This is a genomic window from Chryseobacterium ureilyticum, from assembly GCF_900156735.1.
In the GTDB taxonomy this organism is placed as follows: domain Bacteria; phylum Bacteroidota; class Bacteroidia; order Flavobacteriales; family Weeksellaceae; genus Chryseobacterium; species Chryseobacterium ureilyticum.
Genome location: NZ_FTOL01000005.1, coordinates 209,093 through 224,304, shown reverse-complemented (window position 1 = coordinate 224,304; position 15,212 = coordinate 209,093). Strand labels below are relative to the sequence as shown.

General features: G+C 36.4%; 13 protein-coding genes. 7 read left to right on the top strand and 6 right to left on the bottom strand.

Features of this window, described 5'->3' with window-relative positions:
* Positions 1-51: 51 nt before the first annotated feature.
* Positions 52-2,124 (top strand): alpha-ketoacid dehydrogenase subunit alpha/beta, encoded by a 2,073-nt coding sequence (locus BW983_RS15750; protein WP_076552848.1) that lies wholly within the window; start codon positions 52-54, stop codon positions 2,122-2,124.
* 114 nt (positions 2,125-2,238) lie between these two features.
* Complete coding sequence (locus tag BW983_RS15745) at positions 2,239-3,270, top strand: bestrophin family protein (protein ID WP_076552847.1); 1,032 nt, start codon at positions 2,239-2,241, stop codon at positions 3,268-3,270.
* 68 nt (positions 3,271-3,338) lie between these two features.
* Here BW983_RS15745 and BW983_RS15740 read toward each other — a convergent pair whose 3' ends face one another.
* On the bottom strand, positions 3,339-3,797 hold the full coding sequence (locus BW983_RS15740; RefSeq protein WP_076552846.1) for an Lrp/AsnC family transcriptional regulator: 459 nt from the start codon (positions 3,795-3,797) through the stop codon (positions 3,339-3,341).
* Positions 3,798-3,954: 157 nt separating this feature from the next.
* Between BW983_RS15740 and BW983_RS15735 the strand changes: the two genes are divergently transcribed.
* Positions 3,955-5,181, top strand: a complete 1,227-nt coding sequence (locus tag BW983_RS15735) for an aminotransferase class I/II-fold pyridoxal phosphate-dependent enzyme (protein WP_076552845.1) — start codon at positions 3,955-3,957, stop codon at positions 5,179-5,181.
* 66 nt (positions 5,182-5,247) lie between these two features.
* Here the strand turns inward: BW983_RS15735 and BW983_RS15730 are convergent, their stop codons facing one another.
* The 3 genes from BW983_RS15730 to BW983_RS15720 all read right to left on the bottom strand — a co-directional run bounded on the left by BW983_RS15730 (position 5,248) and on the right by BW983_RS15720 (position 7,915).
* Positions 5,248-6,252, bottom strand: a complete 1,005-nt coding sequence (locus tag BW983_RS15730; RefSeq protein WP_076552844.1) for a glycosyltransferase family 2 protein — start codon at positions 6,250-6,252, stop codon at positions 5,248-5,250.
* Positions 6,253-6,336: 84 nt separating this feature from the next.
* The gene (locus tag BW983_RS15725) at positions 6,337-6,732 is read right to left on the bottom strand and encodes a hypothetical protein (RefSeq protein ID WP_076552843.1); all 396 of its coding nucleotides are present in this window, start codon (positions 6,730-6,732) and stop codon (positions 6,337-6,339) included.
* Positions 6,733-6,748: 16 nt separating this feature from the next.
* Positions 6,749-7,915 (bottom strand): THUMP domain-containing class I SAM-dependent RNA methyltransferase, encoded by a 1,167-nt coding sequence (locus BW983_RS15720; RefSeq protein ID WP_076552842.1) that lies wholly within the window; start codon positions 7,913-7,915, stop codon positions 6,749-6,751.
* 137 nt (positions 7,916-8,052) lie between these two features.
* Between BW983_RS15720 and BW983_RS15715 the strand changes: the two genes are divergently transcribed.
* Together BW983_RS15715 and BW983_RS15710 are read left to right on the top strand one after the other, a co-directional pair.
* A complete protein-coding gene (locus BW983_RS15715; RefSeq protein WP_076552841.1) occupies positions 8,053-8,778 on the top strand; it encodes a class I SAM-dependent DNA methyltransferase in 726 nt (241 codons plus the stop codon).
* A gap of 2 nt (positions 8,779-8,780) precedes the next feature.
* Positions 8,781-9,488, top strand: a complete 708-nt coding sequence (locus BW983_RS15710; protein ID WP_076552906.1) for a ZIP family metal transporter — start codon at positions 8,781-8,783, stop codon at positions 9,486-9,488.
* 82 nt (positions 9,489-9,570) lie between these two features.
* Here the strand turns inward: BW983_RS15710 and BW983_RS15705 are convergent, their stop codons facing one another.
* Entirely contained in the window at positions 9,571-10,995 is a 1,425-nt protein-coding gene (locus tag BW983_RS15705; protein WP_076552840.1) for an OmpP1/FadL family transporter, read from the bottom strand.
* Between the two features lie 30 nt (positions 10,996-11,025).
* On the bottom strand, positions 11,026-12,120 hold the full coding sequence (locus tag BW983_RS24535; RefSeq protein ID WP_076552839.1) for a prolyl-tRNA synthetase: 1,095 nt from the start codon (positions 12,118-12,120) through the stop codon (positions 11,026-11,028).
* Positions 12,121-12,262: 142 nt separating this feature from the next.
* Between BW983_RS24535 and proS the strand changes: the two genes are divergently transcribed.
* Both proS and BW983_RS15690 read left to right on the top strand, forming a co-directional pair.
* Positions 12,263-13,738: a proline--tRNA ligase gene (gene proS, locus BW983_RS15695; RefSeq protein WP_076552838.1), complete on the top strand. Its 1,476-nt coding sequence runs from the start codon at positions 12,263-12,265 to the stop codon at positions 13,736-13,738.
* 116 nt (positions 13,739-13,854) lie between these two features.
* Positions 13,855-15,183, top strand: coding sequence for an OmpA family protein (locus BW983_RS15690; RefSeq protein WP_076552837.1), 1,329 nt, complete (start codon positions 13,855-13,857; stop codon positions 15,181-15,183).
* Positions 15,184-15,212: the final 29 nt, after the last annotated feature.

Sequence of the window (15,212 nt, the reverse complement as noted above, 5' to 3'; positions counted from 1 at the left end):
AAAATACTAACAGTTGTTAGTATTTTGTTTTTTTATGTATATTTGTCTCCTATGGAAAATACACTTCACGAAAAAGTTTCTCAGGATATTTTACTTAAAGCGTACAATCATATGATGCTGGCTAAAGCAATGGCCGACATTTACGAAGAAAACAGAAACATCTGTAAATACGTTCACAGTACTTCAAGAGGCCACGAAGCCATCCAATTAGCAACCGCCTACCAGTTAAAAAAAGAAGACTGGGTATCTCCTTATTATAGAGATGAAAGCATCCTTCTAGGAATCGGCTTTGAACCGTACCAATTGATGCTTCAATTATTGGCTAAAGCTGACGATCCTTTTTCCGGAGGTAGATCCTATTACTCACACCCTTCAAGCAGAGATGAGAACAAACCAAAAATCATCCACCAGAGTTCCGCTACAGGAATGCAGACTATTCCTACTACCGGAGTGGCGCAAGGGATAAAATATATTCAGGATTTTGAACTTCAGAATTTTGAAAACAATCCTGTCGTAGTATGTAGCCTTGGAGATAATTCCGTAACAGAAGGTGAAGTAAGTGAAGCGTTACAATTTGCAGCTTTACACCAACTCCCTATTATTTTCCTGGTACAAGACAATGAATGGGGAATTTCCGTAACCAAGGAAGAAGCCAGAACTTGTGATGCATACGATTTTGTAGCAGGATTTTCAGGATTAAGCAGAATGAGAGTCGACGGAACTGACTTTGCTGAAAGTTTTGAGGCAATGAAAAAAGCTGTTGATTTTGTAAGAACCGAGAGAAAACCTTTGGTTGTTTGTGCAAAAACAGTATTAATCGGGCACCATACTTCAGGAGTAAGAAGAGAATTCTACAGAGACGAAGAAGATTTAACAAAACATAGAGCTAAAGATCCGGGAGAAATCCTTAGAAAACAATTGCTTGAAGCAGGTGTTGACGAAGATCTTTTAAAACAAATCACAAAAAGAGCACGTCTTGATGCTGAAGAAGCTTTTGAAAGAGCTAAAAATGCAGAAGATCCAAAGCCTGAAACAGTAATGCAACATGTTTTTGCTCCTACTCCAATTACTGAGGAAACAGGAACAAGAGAACCTGCCAACGGAGAAAAAATTGTAATGGTAGACGCTGCTATCCATGCTATACAGGAATTGATGTGGAAGCATCCAGAAGCACTTCTTTACGGACAGGATGTAGGTGAAAGAATTGGTGGTGTTTTCCGTGAGACTGTAACTTTAGGAAAAAAATTCGGAAGCAAAAGAGTTTTCAATACTGCAATTCAGGAGGCTTATATCATTGGTTCTACAGCAGGAATGAGTGCCGTAGGATTAAAACCAATTGTTGAAGTACAATTTGCAGACTATATTTACCCGGGAATCAACCAATTGATCACCGAAATTTCAAAATCTAGTTATTTAAGTCAAGGGAAATTCCCTGTAAGCAATATCATCCGTGTTCCAATTGGAGCCTACGGAGGAGGTGGTCCTTACCACAGTGGTAGTGTTGAAAGTATTTTAGCTAATATCAAAGGGATTAAAATTGCTTATCCAAGTAATGCTGCCGATTTCAAAGGATTATTAAAAGCTGCTTATTACGACCCGAACCCTGTAGTAATGTTGGAACATAAAGGATTATACTGGAGCAAAGTTCCTGGAACCGAAGATGCTAAAACAATAGAACCGGCAGAAGATTATATCCTTCCATTTGGAAAAGGTAAAGTGGTGATCGAAGCTGATAAAAATGAAACCGAAAAAGGCAGAACCTTATTGATCGTTACATACGGAATGGGAGTTTACTGGGCTAAAGAAGCTGCAAAAAATTTCAATGGAAGAGTTGAAGTTATTGATTTGAGAACTTTAATTCCGTTAGATGAAGAATTAGTTTTTGAAAGAGTAAAAGCTCATGGTAAATGTATTGTTCTGACAGAAGAGCAGCTTAATAACTCTTTTGCAGAAGCATTTGCTCACAGAATTTCTAAAAACTGTTTCCAATACCTGGATGCTCCGGTAGAAGCAATGGGATCTTTAGATACTCCTGCAGTTCCTATCAATCTGGTACTGGAAAAAGAAATGCTGCCGAATGCTGAAAAGCTCAGCAAAAAGATCGAAGAAATGCTCGCATATTAATTATACAAAACCTCTAATTTTTTAGAGGTTTTTTTATTAATTTTAATAAACAGAACAGATAGCCTGGTTTTGGTATCTATTTTGTTTGTATGCACTCCAAATTTTACGTTCCCTATGATCACTACAAAGTACGTCAACTATAGACAAGTTCTTAATTTATCAGGTACACACCTTATACTAATTTCTATATGGTGTACCCTGATTGCCGTTCTGTTTTACTTCTTTAATTGGCATTGGATGACAATTCCGTGGGTTCCGGTTGCATTAATCGGTACTGCAGAAGCATTCCTTGTTGGTTTCAAAAACAACCAGGCTTACGACAGACTTTGGGAAGCTAGAAAAATCTGGGGCGGAATTGTAAATTCAAGCCGTTCCTTCGCTTCAATGGTTCAGGCTTTTGATACAAAAAATGAAGAAATAGGAACTTTTGATCTCGAAGACCGCAAAAAAAAGATCATTTACCGTCACATTGCGTGGCTTTACACTTTCCGTGAACAACTTTTGGTTCCTACAGAATGGGAACACATCAGCAGTGAAAATAATAAATTCGGAAATATCAATCTCAGAAGAAACAGATTAATCAAAGCAGGATTCCCAGATTACGGAAGAGCTCCTATTTTCTTACATAAATATCTTTCAGAAGAAGAATATGAACTGAAAAGTGAATATAAAAACTTTGCAACCTATTTGATTTCTCAACAGGCAAAAGATATCAATGAGCTGAAAAACATGCATGCCATCACAGATTTCAATCAAACTCAGCTTCAAAACACACTGAATGAGTTCTATGGTTTTCAGGGGCAAGCAGAAAGAATTAAAAAATTTCCTTCTCCAAGACAATTTGCCAGTACAGCATTTGTCTTCAACATTCTGTTCATCACTTTACTTCCATTAGGATTAGTTAATGAATTTGCAAAGCTTGGAGATTGGGGAATCTGGACTTCCATTCCTTTCTGTATCATCATCGGATGGATTTATATCATTATGGAACTTGTGGGTGATTACTCGGAAAACCCTTTTGCAGGCTTGATGTTTGACGTTCCAATGCTTTCCATCTGCCGAACTATTGAAATTGATCTTCTTCAAATGACCGGAGAAACAGATTTACCGGATCCTATTGCTTCTAAAAACGGAGTCCTTGTGTAATTTATAAACAAAGAGTAATAAATGATACTAAGCTCTTATTATAAACTATATTATTCTGACTTTTAATTTTATAAAACAATTGCCGTTGTATTTTTTACTTCGGAAATCATAAATGAGCTGTGCGTGCTTGCGATGTGTTGTAGCGTCGTAAGTTTCGTCAGCATAAAATTTCTGTAATCTTCAATATCCTTCACTCCTATTTTAAGAATGTAGTCATAATCACCACTTACATGAAAACATTCTGTAACTTCCTGGAGATTCATCACCTCTTTTTCAAACTGAAGAACAAATTCTTTCTTATGTTGTGTTAATTTTACATGACATAATACTATAAAATCACGTTTTACCTTACGCTTATCCAATAATACAACATATCTTGAGATAACGCCCGAGTTTTCCAATTTCTTTACCCGTTCATAAACAGCCGTCACTGATAATCCCAGCTTACCAGACAGTTCTTTGGTGGTTTGTTTACAGTCTTCCTGCAAAAACAACAACAGTTTCTTATCAATTTCGTCAAGTTCCATAGATAATTTTTTGGTTGATTTTTAATATCTCCGAAGATAACAATTATATTTTCTAAATAAATAATATTTTACAGTTTTATATTCTATAAATTCAATTTTATATTGTAATAATTATGAAAATAACGCAAATTAGGCTTGTAAAATAAAAACAATACTTATGGAAAATTTTAATGCAGCCAACGAGATCCAGGATCTTCAGTATTTTGGCGAATTCGGAGGAGTAAACCCTTCTATTTCCGACAGTTCTACCTATACATTTCTTTCAGCAAAAACCATGTTTGATACTTTTGAAGGAAATGCAGAGGGATGTTATTTATATTCCAGACATTCATCACCGATGAACCTTTATCTGGCACAGGCACTTGCCAAAATGGAGAATACAGAATCGGCAAACGTTACAGCTTCCGGAATGGGAGCGATCACATCCGTTCTTATGCAGGTTTGTAAAAGCGGAGACCATATCATTTCAAGCAGAACCATCTATGGTGGAACCTACGCTTTCCTTAAAAATTTCTTACCACAATTCAATGTAGGAACTACTTTCGTAGACATCAATAATTTTGAATCTATTGAAAATGCTATCACTCCAAATACAAAAGTGATCTATTGTGAGAGTGTCAGCAACCCTTTGTTAGAAGTAGCAGATCTTAGAAAGCTTTCAGAAATCTGTAAAAAGCACAATTTAAAATTAATTGTTGACAATACTTTCTCTCCTCTTTCCATTTCACCACAGTTATTCGGTGCTGATGTAGTTATTCATAGTTTAACAAAATTCATCAACGGAAGCAGTGATACAGTGGGCGGTGTATATTGCGGAACACAGGCTTTTATAGATGACACTAAAAATGTAAATTCAGGTGCATGTATGCTTCTTGGTCCTACAATGGACAGTTTGAGAGCTTCAAGCATTCTTAAAAACCTGAGAACGCTTCATATCAGAATAAAACAACACAGTCATAATGCCATGTATCTGGCTGAAAGATTTGAACAGGACGGATTAAAAATTTCTTATCCGGGATTACCTTCTCATAAAAATCATGAATTGATGAAGAGTATGATCGATGAAGAATACGGATTTGGAGGACTACTGACTTTAGATGCTGGAACAACGGAAAAAGCTAATGAGCTGATGGAGCTGATGCAGACAGAAAATCTAGGCTATCTTGCAGTAAGCCTTGGTTTCTATAAAACCCTGTTCTCATGTTCAGGAAAATCCACTTCATCTGAAATTCCGGAAGAAGAACGTGCGTCAATCGGGATCTCTGACGGACTGATCAGATTCTCTATCGGTTTGGATCACGATATTAAAAGAACCTATCATAAAATGAAAGAATGCATGCTAAAAGTAGGTGTTCTTAGCCATGAAAACCTTTCTATATCCTAAATTTTATTGTACAAAAGAAGGCTGTTTCCTTGGAAACAGCCTTCTTTATTTTTTATTATACAAATCTTATTTCTTGTAATAATGATGCGGAAAAGCCTCCTCAGGTTTCATTTTGAAAACATTCAAAAGAATCCATGATTTCAGGAACCCATAACCGTAAGAAAACATCTGAATATAGGTAGAAATGACCGCCATTCCGGCAATGCTGATATTCTTAGTTAATAAAAGAGCATGGAATAACACTAAAAAAGTATACAAACCATAAAAAGCAAGGATAATTCCTCTTCCCAAAAGGAAATACTCAATAAATCCCATGATATATCCCAACATAAACAATGTGGGAAAAGCAAAGGAAATCTTCACATAATTCGGATGCCTCTGATTAAGAATTGGTCTTGCACAACCAAACTGATAAACCTGCTTAGAAAATTTCCCAAAATCTACTCTGCGCTTATGATAAACCGCAATATCATCAAAAAAAGCTGTCGTAAATCCGTTTTCCCAAAGAGTCATAGACAAATCCGGGTCCTCTCCTATTCTCATTTCTGAAAAGCCTCCTACTTTCTCAAAGACTGATTTTTTCACTCCCATATTGAAACTTCTCGGCTGAAATTTGGAAACAGCTTTCTTATTCCCTCTGATTCCTCCCGTTGTAAAAACAGAAGTCATAGAATATGAAATCGCTTTCTGCATCAGATTAAACCCTTTATGAGCCTTATCTGCACCTCCAAATGCATCACAAGGAATCGTCTGAATATCTTTTTTAATGTGTTCTATATAATCTTTTTCAACGATCACATCACTATCCACAAAAACCAACCACTCATTTGCCGCTCTTTTTGCCCCATAATTTCTTGAAAGCCCAGGTCCTGAATTATCTTTTTTGAAATACTTAATATCAAGCATTTCATCAAAATTCTGGATTGTAGGTCTCAGATCGATCAAGGAACCATCATCAACAATAATGATTTCAAACTCTTTATCAGTCTGCTGAGTAAGAGAATTCAGTAACTCAAAAAGTTCATCTTTTCGGTTATAGATAGCAACAACAATGGAAATACTAGGTTTCAAATTGAAAATTTTTCAAAATTACTTATTCGTGGAAGAAACCACAAACGGTTTAACAGCTTATTGGAAGAATTAATTTTTATAATATTAAATAAATATTCCAGACTTATAATAGACACACATTACCAAAGCTATAAAAAAAGCGATAACAGAACAGCTGAAAAGAAGCAGTTTGAAAATACTTTTGAAATAGTAAAGCTCCATAAGATTTAGAAGAAAAAACAGTAAAGCTGAGAGGGATACTCCTATTAATGAAGACACAATTAAAGCTGTTGTTTGATCTCCTACTGGCAACGGTTTATAAAAAACGATAAAAAAGAGAACAGCAGCAGCAAGAATGAATCTTGCGCTGACTTTCTCTGTAAAATATTTATCTTTTTTCTTGTCCTTCTTTTGGACACTGGAAATCCTCGTTGAGCCACTACCCGTATAAGAGATTACATCCACTATAATACCTACAACTTCTAAGATATTCCAAGACATAATTTAGAATTATATTTTATGATTTATCCTCTAATTTATGAATCTTTTTCGTTCCCTCGTACATTTCGTATTGCAAAAATCTGGTTTCCAGCTTTCCGTTGAAAAGTTTAATCTTTCTTGAAGGACGCAGACCGATCTTTTTCACCGCCTCAAGATCAGATGAGATCAACCATGCAAGGGTGTTAGGATAATTTGTTTTAAACGTATCCCCTATCTTTTTATAAAAGTCATCATCATTAATGGAAATTCTCTCATCATATGGTGGATTGAATACCATTAATAAAGGGAAAAGATCCTTTTTAGAATCAAAGAAATTCTGTTTTCTGATTTCAATAACATCTTCCATTTCCGCAGCTTCTACATTCATTCTTGCAGCATTCAGCATTCTTGCATCAATGTCATATCCTACAATCTTTCCATCAAATTGTCTCACTCTATTGACTCTAAATTCTTTAATTTTTGAGAATAAATCAGCATCATAATTTTTCCAGTTCTGGAACCCGAATCTTTTTCTGAAAATCTGTGCCGGAAGATCCATAGCAATCATCGCCGCTTCAATCAGTAATGTACCGGAACCACACATTGGATCAAGGAAGTTTCCTTTTCCGTCCCATCCTGCAAGCTGTAGCATTCCACTTGCCAGCACTTCATTAATCGGAGCCTCTCCTTGTTCTCTTCTGTAGCCTCTTTTGAATAAAGCATCTCCGGAAGAGTCCATAGAAATCATGACCAATTCTCTGTCAATATGAAGGTGAAACTTAATATCCGGATTTCTGGTTTCTACATTCGGACGTTTTTTATATTTCTCCTGAAAATAATCTACAATAGCATCTTTCATTTTCAGAGTTACAAACTGAGAGTGCTTGAAAGTTTCAGAATTTACCGTTGCATCAATAGAGAACGACTGCTCAACATCCATAAATTCATCCCATTCAAATTTAAATAATCTGTCATAGAACTGGTGCTGGTTAAAAGCCTTAAATTGATGAATCGGCACTAAGATTTTCAAAGCTGTTCTCGCAGAGTAATTAATCTTATAAAGAAAACCAAGATCTCCTTCACAATTTACCGCTCTGTTTTTAATTTCAACCTTTCTTCCTCCTAATTTCTTGATTTCTTCTGCAAGAATCTGTTCCAGTCCGAAGAATGTTTTTATCTGTATTTGTAGATTTTCTATGTCCATAATTTTGACTTAAAAGATTTAAAATATTAACAATCAAAAGATTAACTATTCGATTTCTCACCCAATCGAATTTTTCAATCTTTTAATGTTGTAAAATACTTTGCTTTTAAGACCACAAATTTAACTATTTTTGCGTTATGGAATGGTTTGAATCTTGGTTTGATACCCCTTATTATCATTTGCTTTATAGCAACAGAGACTATACTGAAGCTGAAAACTTCATCACAAAACTTACTGCGGACCTACAGCTTCCGCCTCAATCAAAGATCATTGATCTTGCCTGTGGAAAGGGAAGACACTCAGTTTTCCTTAATAAATTAGGATATGATGTTTTGGGACTGGATCTTTCAAGACAAAGCATTGAATCTGATAAACAATACGAAAATCAAACTTTGATTTTTGAAGTTCATGATATGCGAAATCCGATTGATGCAGATCCTATGGATGCTGTTTTCAATCTGTTTACAAGCTTCGGCTATTTTGATAATGAAAATGACGATAAAAATGTATTTCAATCTGTTTACAATGCATTGAAGCCGGGAGGATATTTTGTTTTAGATTATCTGAATGAAGAATATGTAAGAAATACACTGGTTCCTGAAACGGTTATTACCCGTGGTGACATTGATTTTAAAATCCTGAAAAAGATCGAAGGAAGGCATGTTATTAAAGACATTCGTTTTGAAACAGAAGGTCAGTCTTTTCATTTCTTTGAAAAGGTAAAGCTTCATACATTGGACGCGATTCATAATTATGCTTCGGAATGTGGTTTCGAAAGAATAAAAATATGGGGAGATTATCAGCTGAACGAATTTAATAAAGAAAGTTCCCCACGTTGCATCAATTTATTTAAGAAAAAATAATGATAACAGTACTTTTACTGATTTTCAGTGTAATTGCCGGAGTATTTCTGGGAAAGCACTTTGGTAAAAAGGAAAAACTGGCTAAAAACTTATTAATTTTAAGTGCCGGCTTCCTGATTACAATATGTCTGAATGAAGTTTTTCCTGAAGTCTATACTTCTTCAGCAGGCAGCAGTCTGGGAATATTTGTTATTGCGGGAGTTCTTCTGCAAATGATTCTGGAAGCGCTTACCAAAGGTTTTGAACATGGTCACTTTCACCATCATAGCGAGCACAATATTCTACCAATGGCTTTAATGGTAGGACTTTTTATTCATGCATTTATTGAAGGAATTCCTCTTGCTAATGAGGAACATGAATTATCTCCTTATCTTCTTGGGATTGTATTTCACAATCTTCCTATTTCATTTATTTTGGGAGCATTTTTGTTCAACAGAAAAGGAGAATCAAAAAGTTCATCATCATATCCATCGCTACTGATTGTGGCTCTTTTTGCCCTTGCTTCTCCTATGGGAATGCTTTTAGGGAATTATTTCAACCCAAATCTTCAGCCTTATTTTCTGGCGATTGTAGGCGGAATCTTCCTTCATATTTCGTCAGTGATTATTTTTGAAAGTAATAAAAATCACAATATTGACTGGGTAAAGATAGGATTGGTAGTATTGGGAGTTTCCCTTGCATTGGTTATGCATCTTTTCCATCATCATTAATAACAAAAAAGTTTTATGCATAAAAAAGCTCCGGAGTGAAATCCGGAGCTTTTTATTTTTATGATAATCTCTTAGATAAAGTTTAGAATTTCCATCCTAATGTAACGAAGAAATTATTTCTGTTATTTTTAACTTCAGATACTACAGAAGCTGGCGATTCAACATCAAAGTCACCTGAGTAATATCCTGCTCCTGAATCTGCATACAAGAAAGGATTTTTATAGCTAGAGCTGATGTTCTGATAAGCAGCATCAAGATAGAATTGTCCAAAATCATATCCTATACCTACACCAACTGTATTTCTTGCTCCCAAAATCATATCGCTATAATTTGTATTCGCAATCGCTCCAGAATTATTATATGCATTGATTGCAAAAGCATCAAAAGGACTTGAAGCGTAAGAATATCCACCTCTCAGTCTAAAACCTTGAATTCTATATTCCGCTCCTACTTTTACCTCAGAAGAATTCTTGTAAAGATCACTATAGAAAGAGTTTATTACACTTTCTGAGTCTCCCTGAACTTTATACTTCGGCTTTGTTAATCCTAATGTATAGTCTACGTTTAAAGCAAAGTTTTTACTAGGAACAAATGCAGCACTCACCGTAGCTTTCATTGGTGATCTGAAAGTTCTGTCTTCTCCAAAGAACTGATAATAAATATATCCGTCGTTTTTATCTGTATAATATTCCTTGAATGTTCTGTCAATAGTCCACCAGGTAGGTGTTTCAATGGAAGCTCCTAATCTTAATTGATTGCTCACCTTCCCGATAACCCCTAAACTTGCAGAGAACCCGTTTGAACGCTCAGAATATGGAGTAAACTGTTTGCTATAGCTATCTACTGAATTATTTACATCAAGCCCGAACAAAGCAGTTTCATTTTGATCAATACTTGCGTAGTGGAAATTCAATCCTGCACCAATATAGAAACGGTTTTCATAATTGGCACCTACACCGATATTCATTTTAGACTGATTTCCATATCTGTCATAATTATGTCCCAGATAAGACATATTTGCATTAACATCATTTCCGTCTTTATCTACAAGCTTCTTAGGAACTGATATTTTAGAATTTCCTGCAGTCTCTACATAATTTTCAAGTGCCTGATTGGAATAATTAACACCGATATTAACGAACTTCCATCCTGTTTGTGACAATAACGGAATTGCAATCACCCCTCCGGCATTTCCAAGATCAGTATTATTAACTGTATATTTTACAGCAGATCCTCCTAATGTACTTGTATTTTTATTGCTAACAATAGATATAGTTCCTGAAACATCTCCCGAAATAGCTACCCCTAAACCTGCCGGGTTCGTCAATAGTGAACTGGCATCACCTCCTAAAGCTCCGTTTGATCCTGCCATTGCATTGAACTTTGCGGAACCGATGTTAGGAGAATTTGAATAAATCTCAACAGAGTTTCTAATCACTGATATATCCTGAGCCTGCGCAAAAAATGCAGCAGAAATACTCATTAATACTAAAGATATTTTTAACATTATTTTTTTAATAGTTTATGAAGTTGAAAATTATCTGAAACCACCGGATCTGAATCCGCCACCACCACCTGATGAACCGCCGCTTCTAAATCCGCCGCCACCGCCGCCGGAATTGAAACCACCACCAGATCTGAAACCACCTGAATCATTAGATCTGAAACCACCGTTATTGTATCTTGGTTGTGATTGTTGATAATTAGGTCTTTGTTGAGGCGTAGAATTACGGAATCCACCAGAATCTCCAGATCTGAATCCTCCGGAATTTCCATTACGGAACCCACCGCTTGAAGTAGAATTTCTGAATCCACCAGAATTGGTATTTCTAAATCCTTCAGAATTTCCATTTCTGAATCCTCCGTTGGAAGTAGAGTTTCTGAATCCTCCTGTACTTGTATTTCGGAATCCGTTATTGTTTCTAGCTGTATTCGTTCCATACACTGCATTGTTTATACCCGTATTACGGAAGCCTCTGTCTGTACCACTTCTTCTGTAAGGTCTGTTATAATAACCACCTCCATAGCCCCAATATGGGCTACCATAGTATCCACCCCAGAATGGATCATAATATCCGCCCCAGTAAGGAGAATATCCGTATCCCCAGTATGGGCTTCCCCATCCAATAGAGCCTCCCCAGCCCCAGCCGAATGATCCGCCCCAACCCCAGGACATACTTGCACCCCAGCCCCAGCCACGGTTCCAACCCCAATATGGGCTATAACCACCGTACCAGCCCCAAGGAGATCCATATCCCCACGAGTTGTCATAATAATTCGTTTGAGAACCGGCATACAATCCCCAATCAGAATTTGTAGCAGATCCCCAATTGGTATTTGTTCCGCTCCAGTCGTTATATCTGTTTTGCTGATCTCTGGAATTGATCTCTGCATTCTGAATCAGATTAGAATCCTCATAGTAGTCGTAATATTCTCCTACTCTGTTTCCGCTACCATTAATGATAACTCCTTCGGGCAGCGTATCCTTATTAGGGTCATAATATACCCCGTCCGTCTCGCTATACCCTCCCATCTGAGCACCACAAGACATAAGCAATAATCCACCTGCTACTGCCAAAACCCCTTTAGATTTTAACAGACCAAGTAAATTTTTATGTATATTTCTTTTCATGATAACGTAAAAATTTTTAATTTAAATTATATTTGCAATCTGTACCAAAAATGTACCAATACTGATTAAAAAATCTATCAAAAATAGATTTTTATTTTTAGATAACAATAATGTGCAAAAGTTAAAAAAATTTTAAAAGATAATGGCAAAACTAACCTCAAGAAGCGAAGATTACAGCAAGTGGTATAATGAGCTGGTTGTAAAAGCTGATTTAGCTGAAAACTCAGGTGTGCGTGGATGTATGGTAATCAAACCATATGGCTATGCAATCTGGGAAAAAATGCGTGATGAAATGGATAAAAAGTTCAAAGAAACAGGTCACGTGAACGCATATTTCCCGCTTTTTGTGCCCAAGAGCTTATTTGAGGCTGAGGAAAAAAATGCAGAAGGTTTCGCAAAGGAATGTGCTGTAGTTACCCATTACAGGTTAAAAACAGACCCAGACAACCCTTCAAAACTAATTGTAGACCCGGATGCAAAGCTTGAAGAAGAATTGATTGTACGCCCTACTTCAGAAGCAATTATCTGGAATACTTATAAAAACTGGATTCAGTCTTACAGAGATTTACCTATCCTTATCAACCAATGGGCAAACGTTGTACGTTGGGAAATGAGAACCCGCCTATTCCTTAGAACGGCAGAATTCTTATGGCAGGAAGGTCATACGGCTCATGCTACAAAAGATGAAGCTGTGGAAGAAGCTGAAAAAATGAACAAAGTATATGCTGATTTTGCAGAGAACTTTATGGCAATGCCTGTAGTTCAAGGGTTAAAAACACCTTCTGAAAGATTTGCAGGAGCTGATGAAACGTACTGTATTGAAGCTTTAATGCAAGATGGAAAAGCGCTTCAGGCAGGAACATCTCACTTCTTAGGGCAGAATTTCGCAAAAGCATTTGATGTAAAATTCACCAACAAGGAAGGAAAAATAGAGCATGCATGGGCTACCTCTTGGGGAACCTCTACCCGTTTGATGGGAGCTTTGATTATGACACACTCTGATGATTTCGGTTTGGTATTGCCTCCGACATTGGCACCAATCCAGGTTGTGATTGTTCCTATTTTCAAAGGAGAAGAGCAACTGGCACAGATCAGTGAAGTAGCATTAGATATTCAGGCTAAATTGAAAGCTAAAGGTATTTCAGTGAAGTTTGACAACGATACTCAGAACAAACCAGGTTGGAAATTCGCTGAATACGAATTGAAAGGAGTTCCTGTAAGAATTGCAATGGGACCAAGAGATCTTGAAAACAAGTCTGTAGAAATTGCAAGAAGAGACAACCTTACGAAAGAAGTTCGTTCTATTGAAGGTCTGGATACTTACATTGAAGAATTATTGAAGACAATCCAGCAGGATATTTATAACAAAGCATTTGAATTCAGAAAAAATAACATCACTAAAGTAGATACTTACGAAGAATTCAAAACTGTATTAGAAGAAAAAGGAGGATTTATTTACGCTCATTGGGATGGTACTGCTGAAGAGGAGGAACAAATCAAAGATGAAACTAAGGCTACGATCAGATGTATTCCTTTGGATGATGATATAGAAGAAGGTGTTTCTTTAATTTCAGGAAAACCATCTAAGAGACGTGTATTATTCGCAAAAGCGTATTAAAAAAATTAACAATTTCAAAAATTTTTGTTAATTTTTAGAGAATAATTCAAAAAAAAATGACATTTAGACGGATTTTTGTTTAAATTTATCTCAACATTAATCTAAAAAAATTTATTATGTCTTTAAATGTCATTGATTTAATTAAAGGGCAATTAGGTCCCGCTTTGGTTTCACAGGCTGCATCACAGTTTGGAGAAAGCGAATCAGGAATTTCAAAAGCAATTGGTGGCTTGTTACCTGCAGTAGTAGGTGGATTAGCCAATAACGCAGACAACCCTGGTGTTGTGGATGCCATTACAAAAGCCTCTTCCAGTGGGATCTTAGGGAACTTATTAGGTGGATCATCTAGTAACCCTATTATTACCTCTTTATTATCTTCACTTTTTGGAGATAAGGTTGGCGGATTAGTGAATTCCATTGCCAGTTTTTCAGGAATCAGCAATACATCTGCAGGTTCATTGTTAAACTTGGTTACCGGGGCTACAGTAGGTACTGTTGGAAAATATGCGGCAGACAATAATTTGGGTGCTTCAGGTATTTCCAGCTTACTGAATGATCAGAAAGGCATTATTTCTTCTTTATTGCCGGCAGGTCTTTCTTTAGCTTCATTTGGATTAGGAGCTGAAAATTGGTTTGGACAGGCTAAAGAAACAGTTTCTTCAGTAACATCTACTGCTAAAGATAACATCGCTGAAGGTGTTGCTACGGCAAGAGAAAATGTAAGTGAAGGAGCTAGAGAAGTAAGAGAACAATTTAACAATAACAATGATAATCAAGGCGGAGGTTCAATCTGGAAATGGTTGCTTCCGCTTTTATTATTAATTGCTGCAGGATATTTCCTATGGAAGCAATGTGAGAAAAAAGAGACGACTACTACAATGTCTTCTTCTACAGATTCTACAGGAACATCTACAGATACAGCATCTGCAACTACATCCACACCAGCTACCACTGCAACACCAGCAGCTAAAACTGATGAAAACATTGATCTTAACGGAGTAATGTTAAAAGGTTACAAAGGTGGTATGGAAGATCAGATGATTTCATTCCTGAAATCTGACGGTTACAAAAGTGCAGCAGATGATGCAGCATTGAAAGATAAGTGGTACGACTTCGATCACGTAAACTTCAAAATGGGAAGTTCTACTGAATTGGAAGCAGGATCACAAGGACAGTTGGATAACCTTGTGGCTATCCTTAAAGCTTTCCCTGATTCAAAAATTAAAATCGGTGGTTACACTGATAAAACAGGAAATGAAGCTTCTAATGTAAAATTATCTCAGGCAAGAGCTGATTATATCAAAGCTGCTTTAGGTAAAGCAGGAGTTGGAGCTCAGGTTCTTGGAGCTGAAGGGTACGGAAGCAAATTTGCTAAAGTAGATGCAAAAGCTTCTGATGCTGAAAGAGCTGCTGACAGAAAAATGTCTGTAAGATTTGCAAAATAATCTTTAGAATCAATAAAAATTAAATCCCG

What these genes read in the sequence shown, in the direction of transcription:
- proS (WP_076552838.1), top strand. Translation starts at nt 12,263, where the DNA reads ATGGCAAAACTAACCTCAAGAAGCGAAGATTACAGCAAGTGGTATAAT.
- BW983_RS15725 (WP_076552843.1), bottom strand. Translation starts at nt 6,732, where the DNA reads ATGTCTTGGAATATCTTAGAAGTTGTAGGTATTATAGTGGATGTAATC.
- BW983_RS15750 (WP_076552848.1), top strand. Translation starts at nt 52, where the DNA reads ATGGAAAATACACTTCACGAAAAAGTTTCTCAGGATATTTTACTTAAA.
- BW983_RS24535 (WP_076552839.1), bottom strand. Translation starts at nt 12,120, where the DNA reads ATGAAAAGAAATATACATAAAAATTTACTTGGTCTGTTAAAATCTAAA.
- BW983_RS15745 (WP_076552847.1), top strand. Translation starts at nt 2,239, where the DNA reads ATGATCACTACAAAGTACGTCAACTATAGACAAGTTCTTAATTTATCA.
- BW983_RS15705 (WP_076552840.1), bottom strand. Translation starts at nt 10,995, where the DNA reads ATGTTAAAAATATCTTTAGTATTAATGAGTATTTCTGCTGCATTTTTT.
- BW983_RS15735 (WP_076552845.1), top strand. Translation starts at nt 3,955, where the DNA reads ATGGAAAATTTTAATGCAGCCAACGAGATCCAGGATCTTCAGTATTTT.
- BW983_RS15690 (WP_076552837.1), top strand. Translation starts at nt 13,855, where the DNA reads ATGTCTTTAAATGTCATTGATTTAATTAAAGGGCAATTAGGTCCCGCT.
- BW983_RS15740 (WP_076552846.1), bottom strand. Translation starts at nt 3,797, where the DNA reads ATGGAACTTGACGAAATTGATAAGAAACTGTTGTTGTTTTTGCAGGAA.
- BW983_RS15715 (WP_076552841.1), top strand. Translation starts at nt 8,053, where the DNA reads ATGGAATGGTTTGAATCTTGGTTTGATACCCCTTATTATCATTTGCTT.
- BW983_RS15720 (WP_076552842.1), bottom strand. Translation starts at nt 7,915, where the DNA reads ATGGACATAGAAAATCTACAAATACAGATAAAAACATTCTTCGGACTG.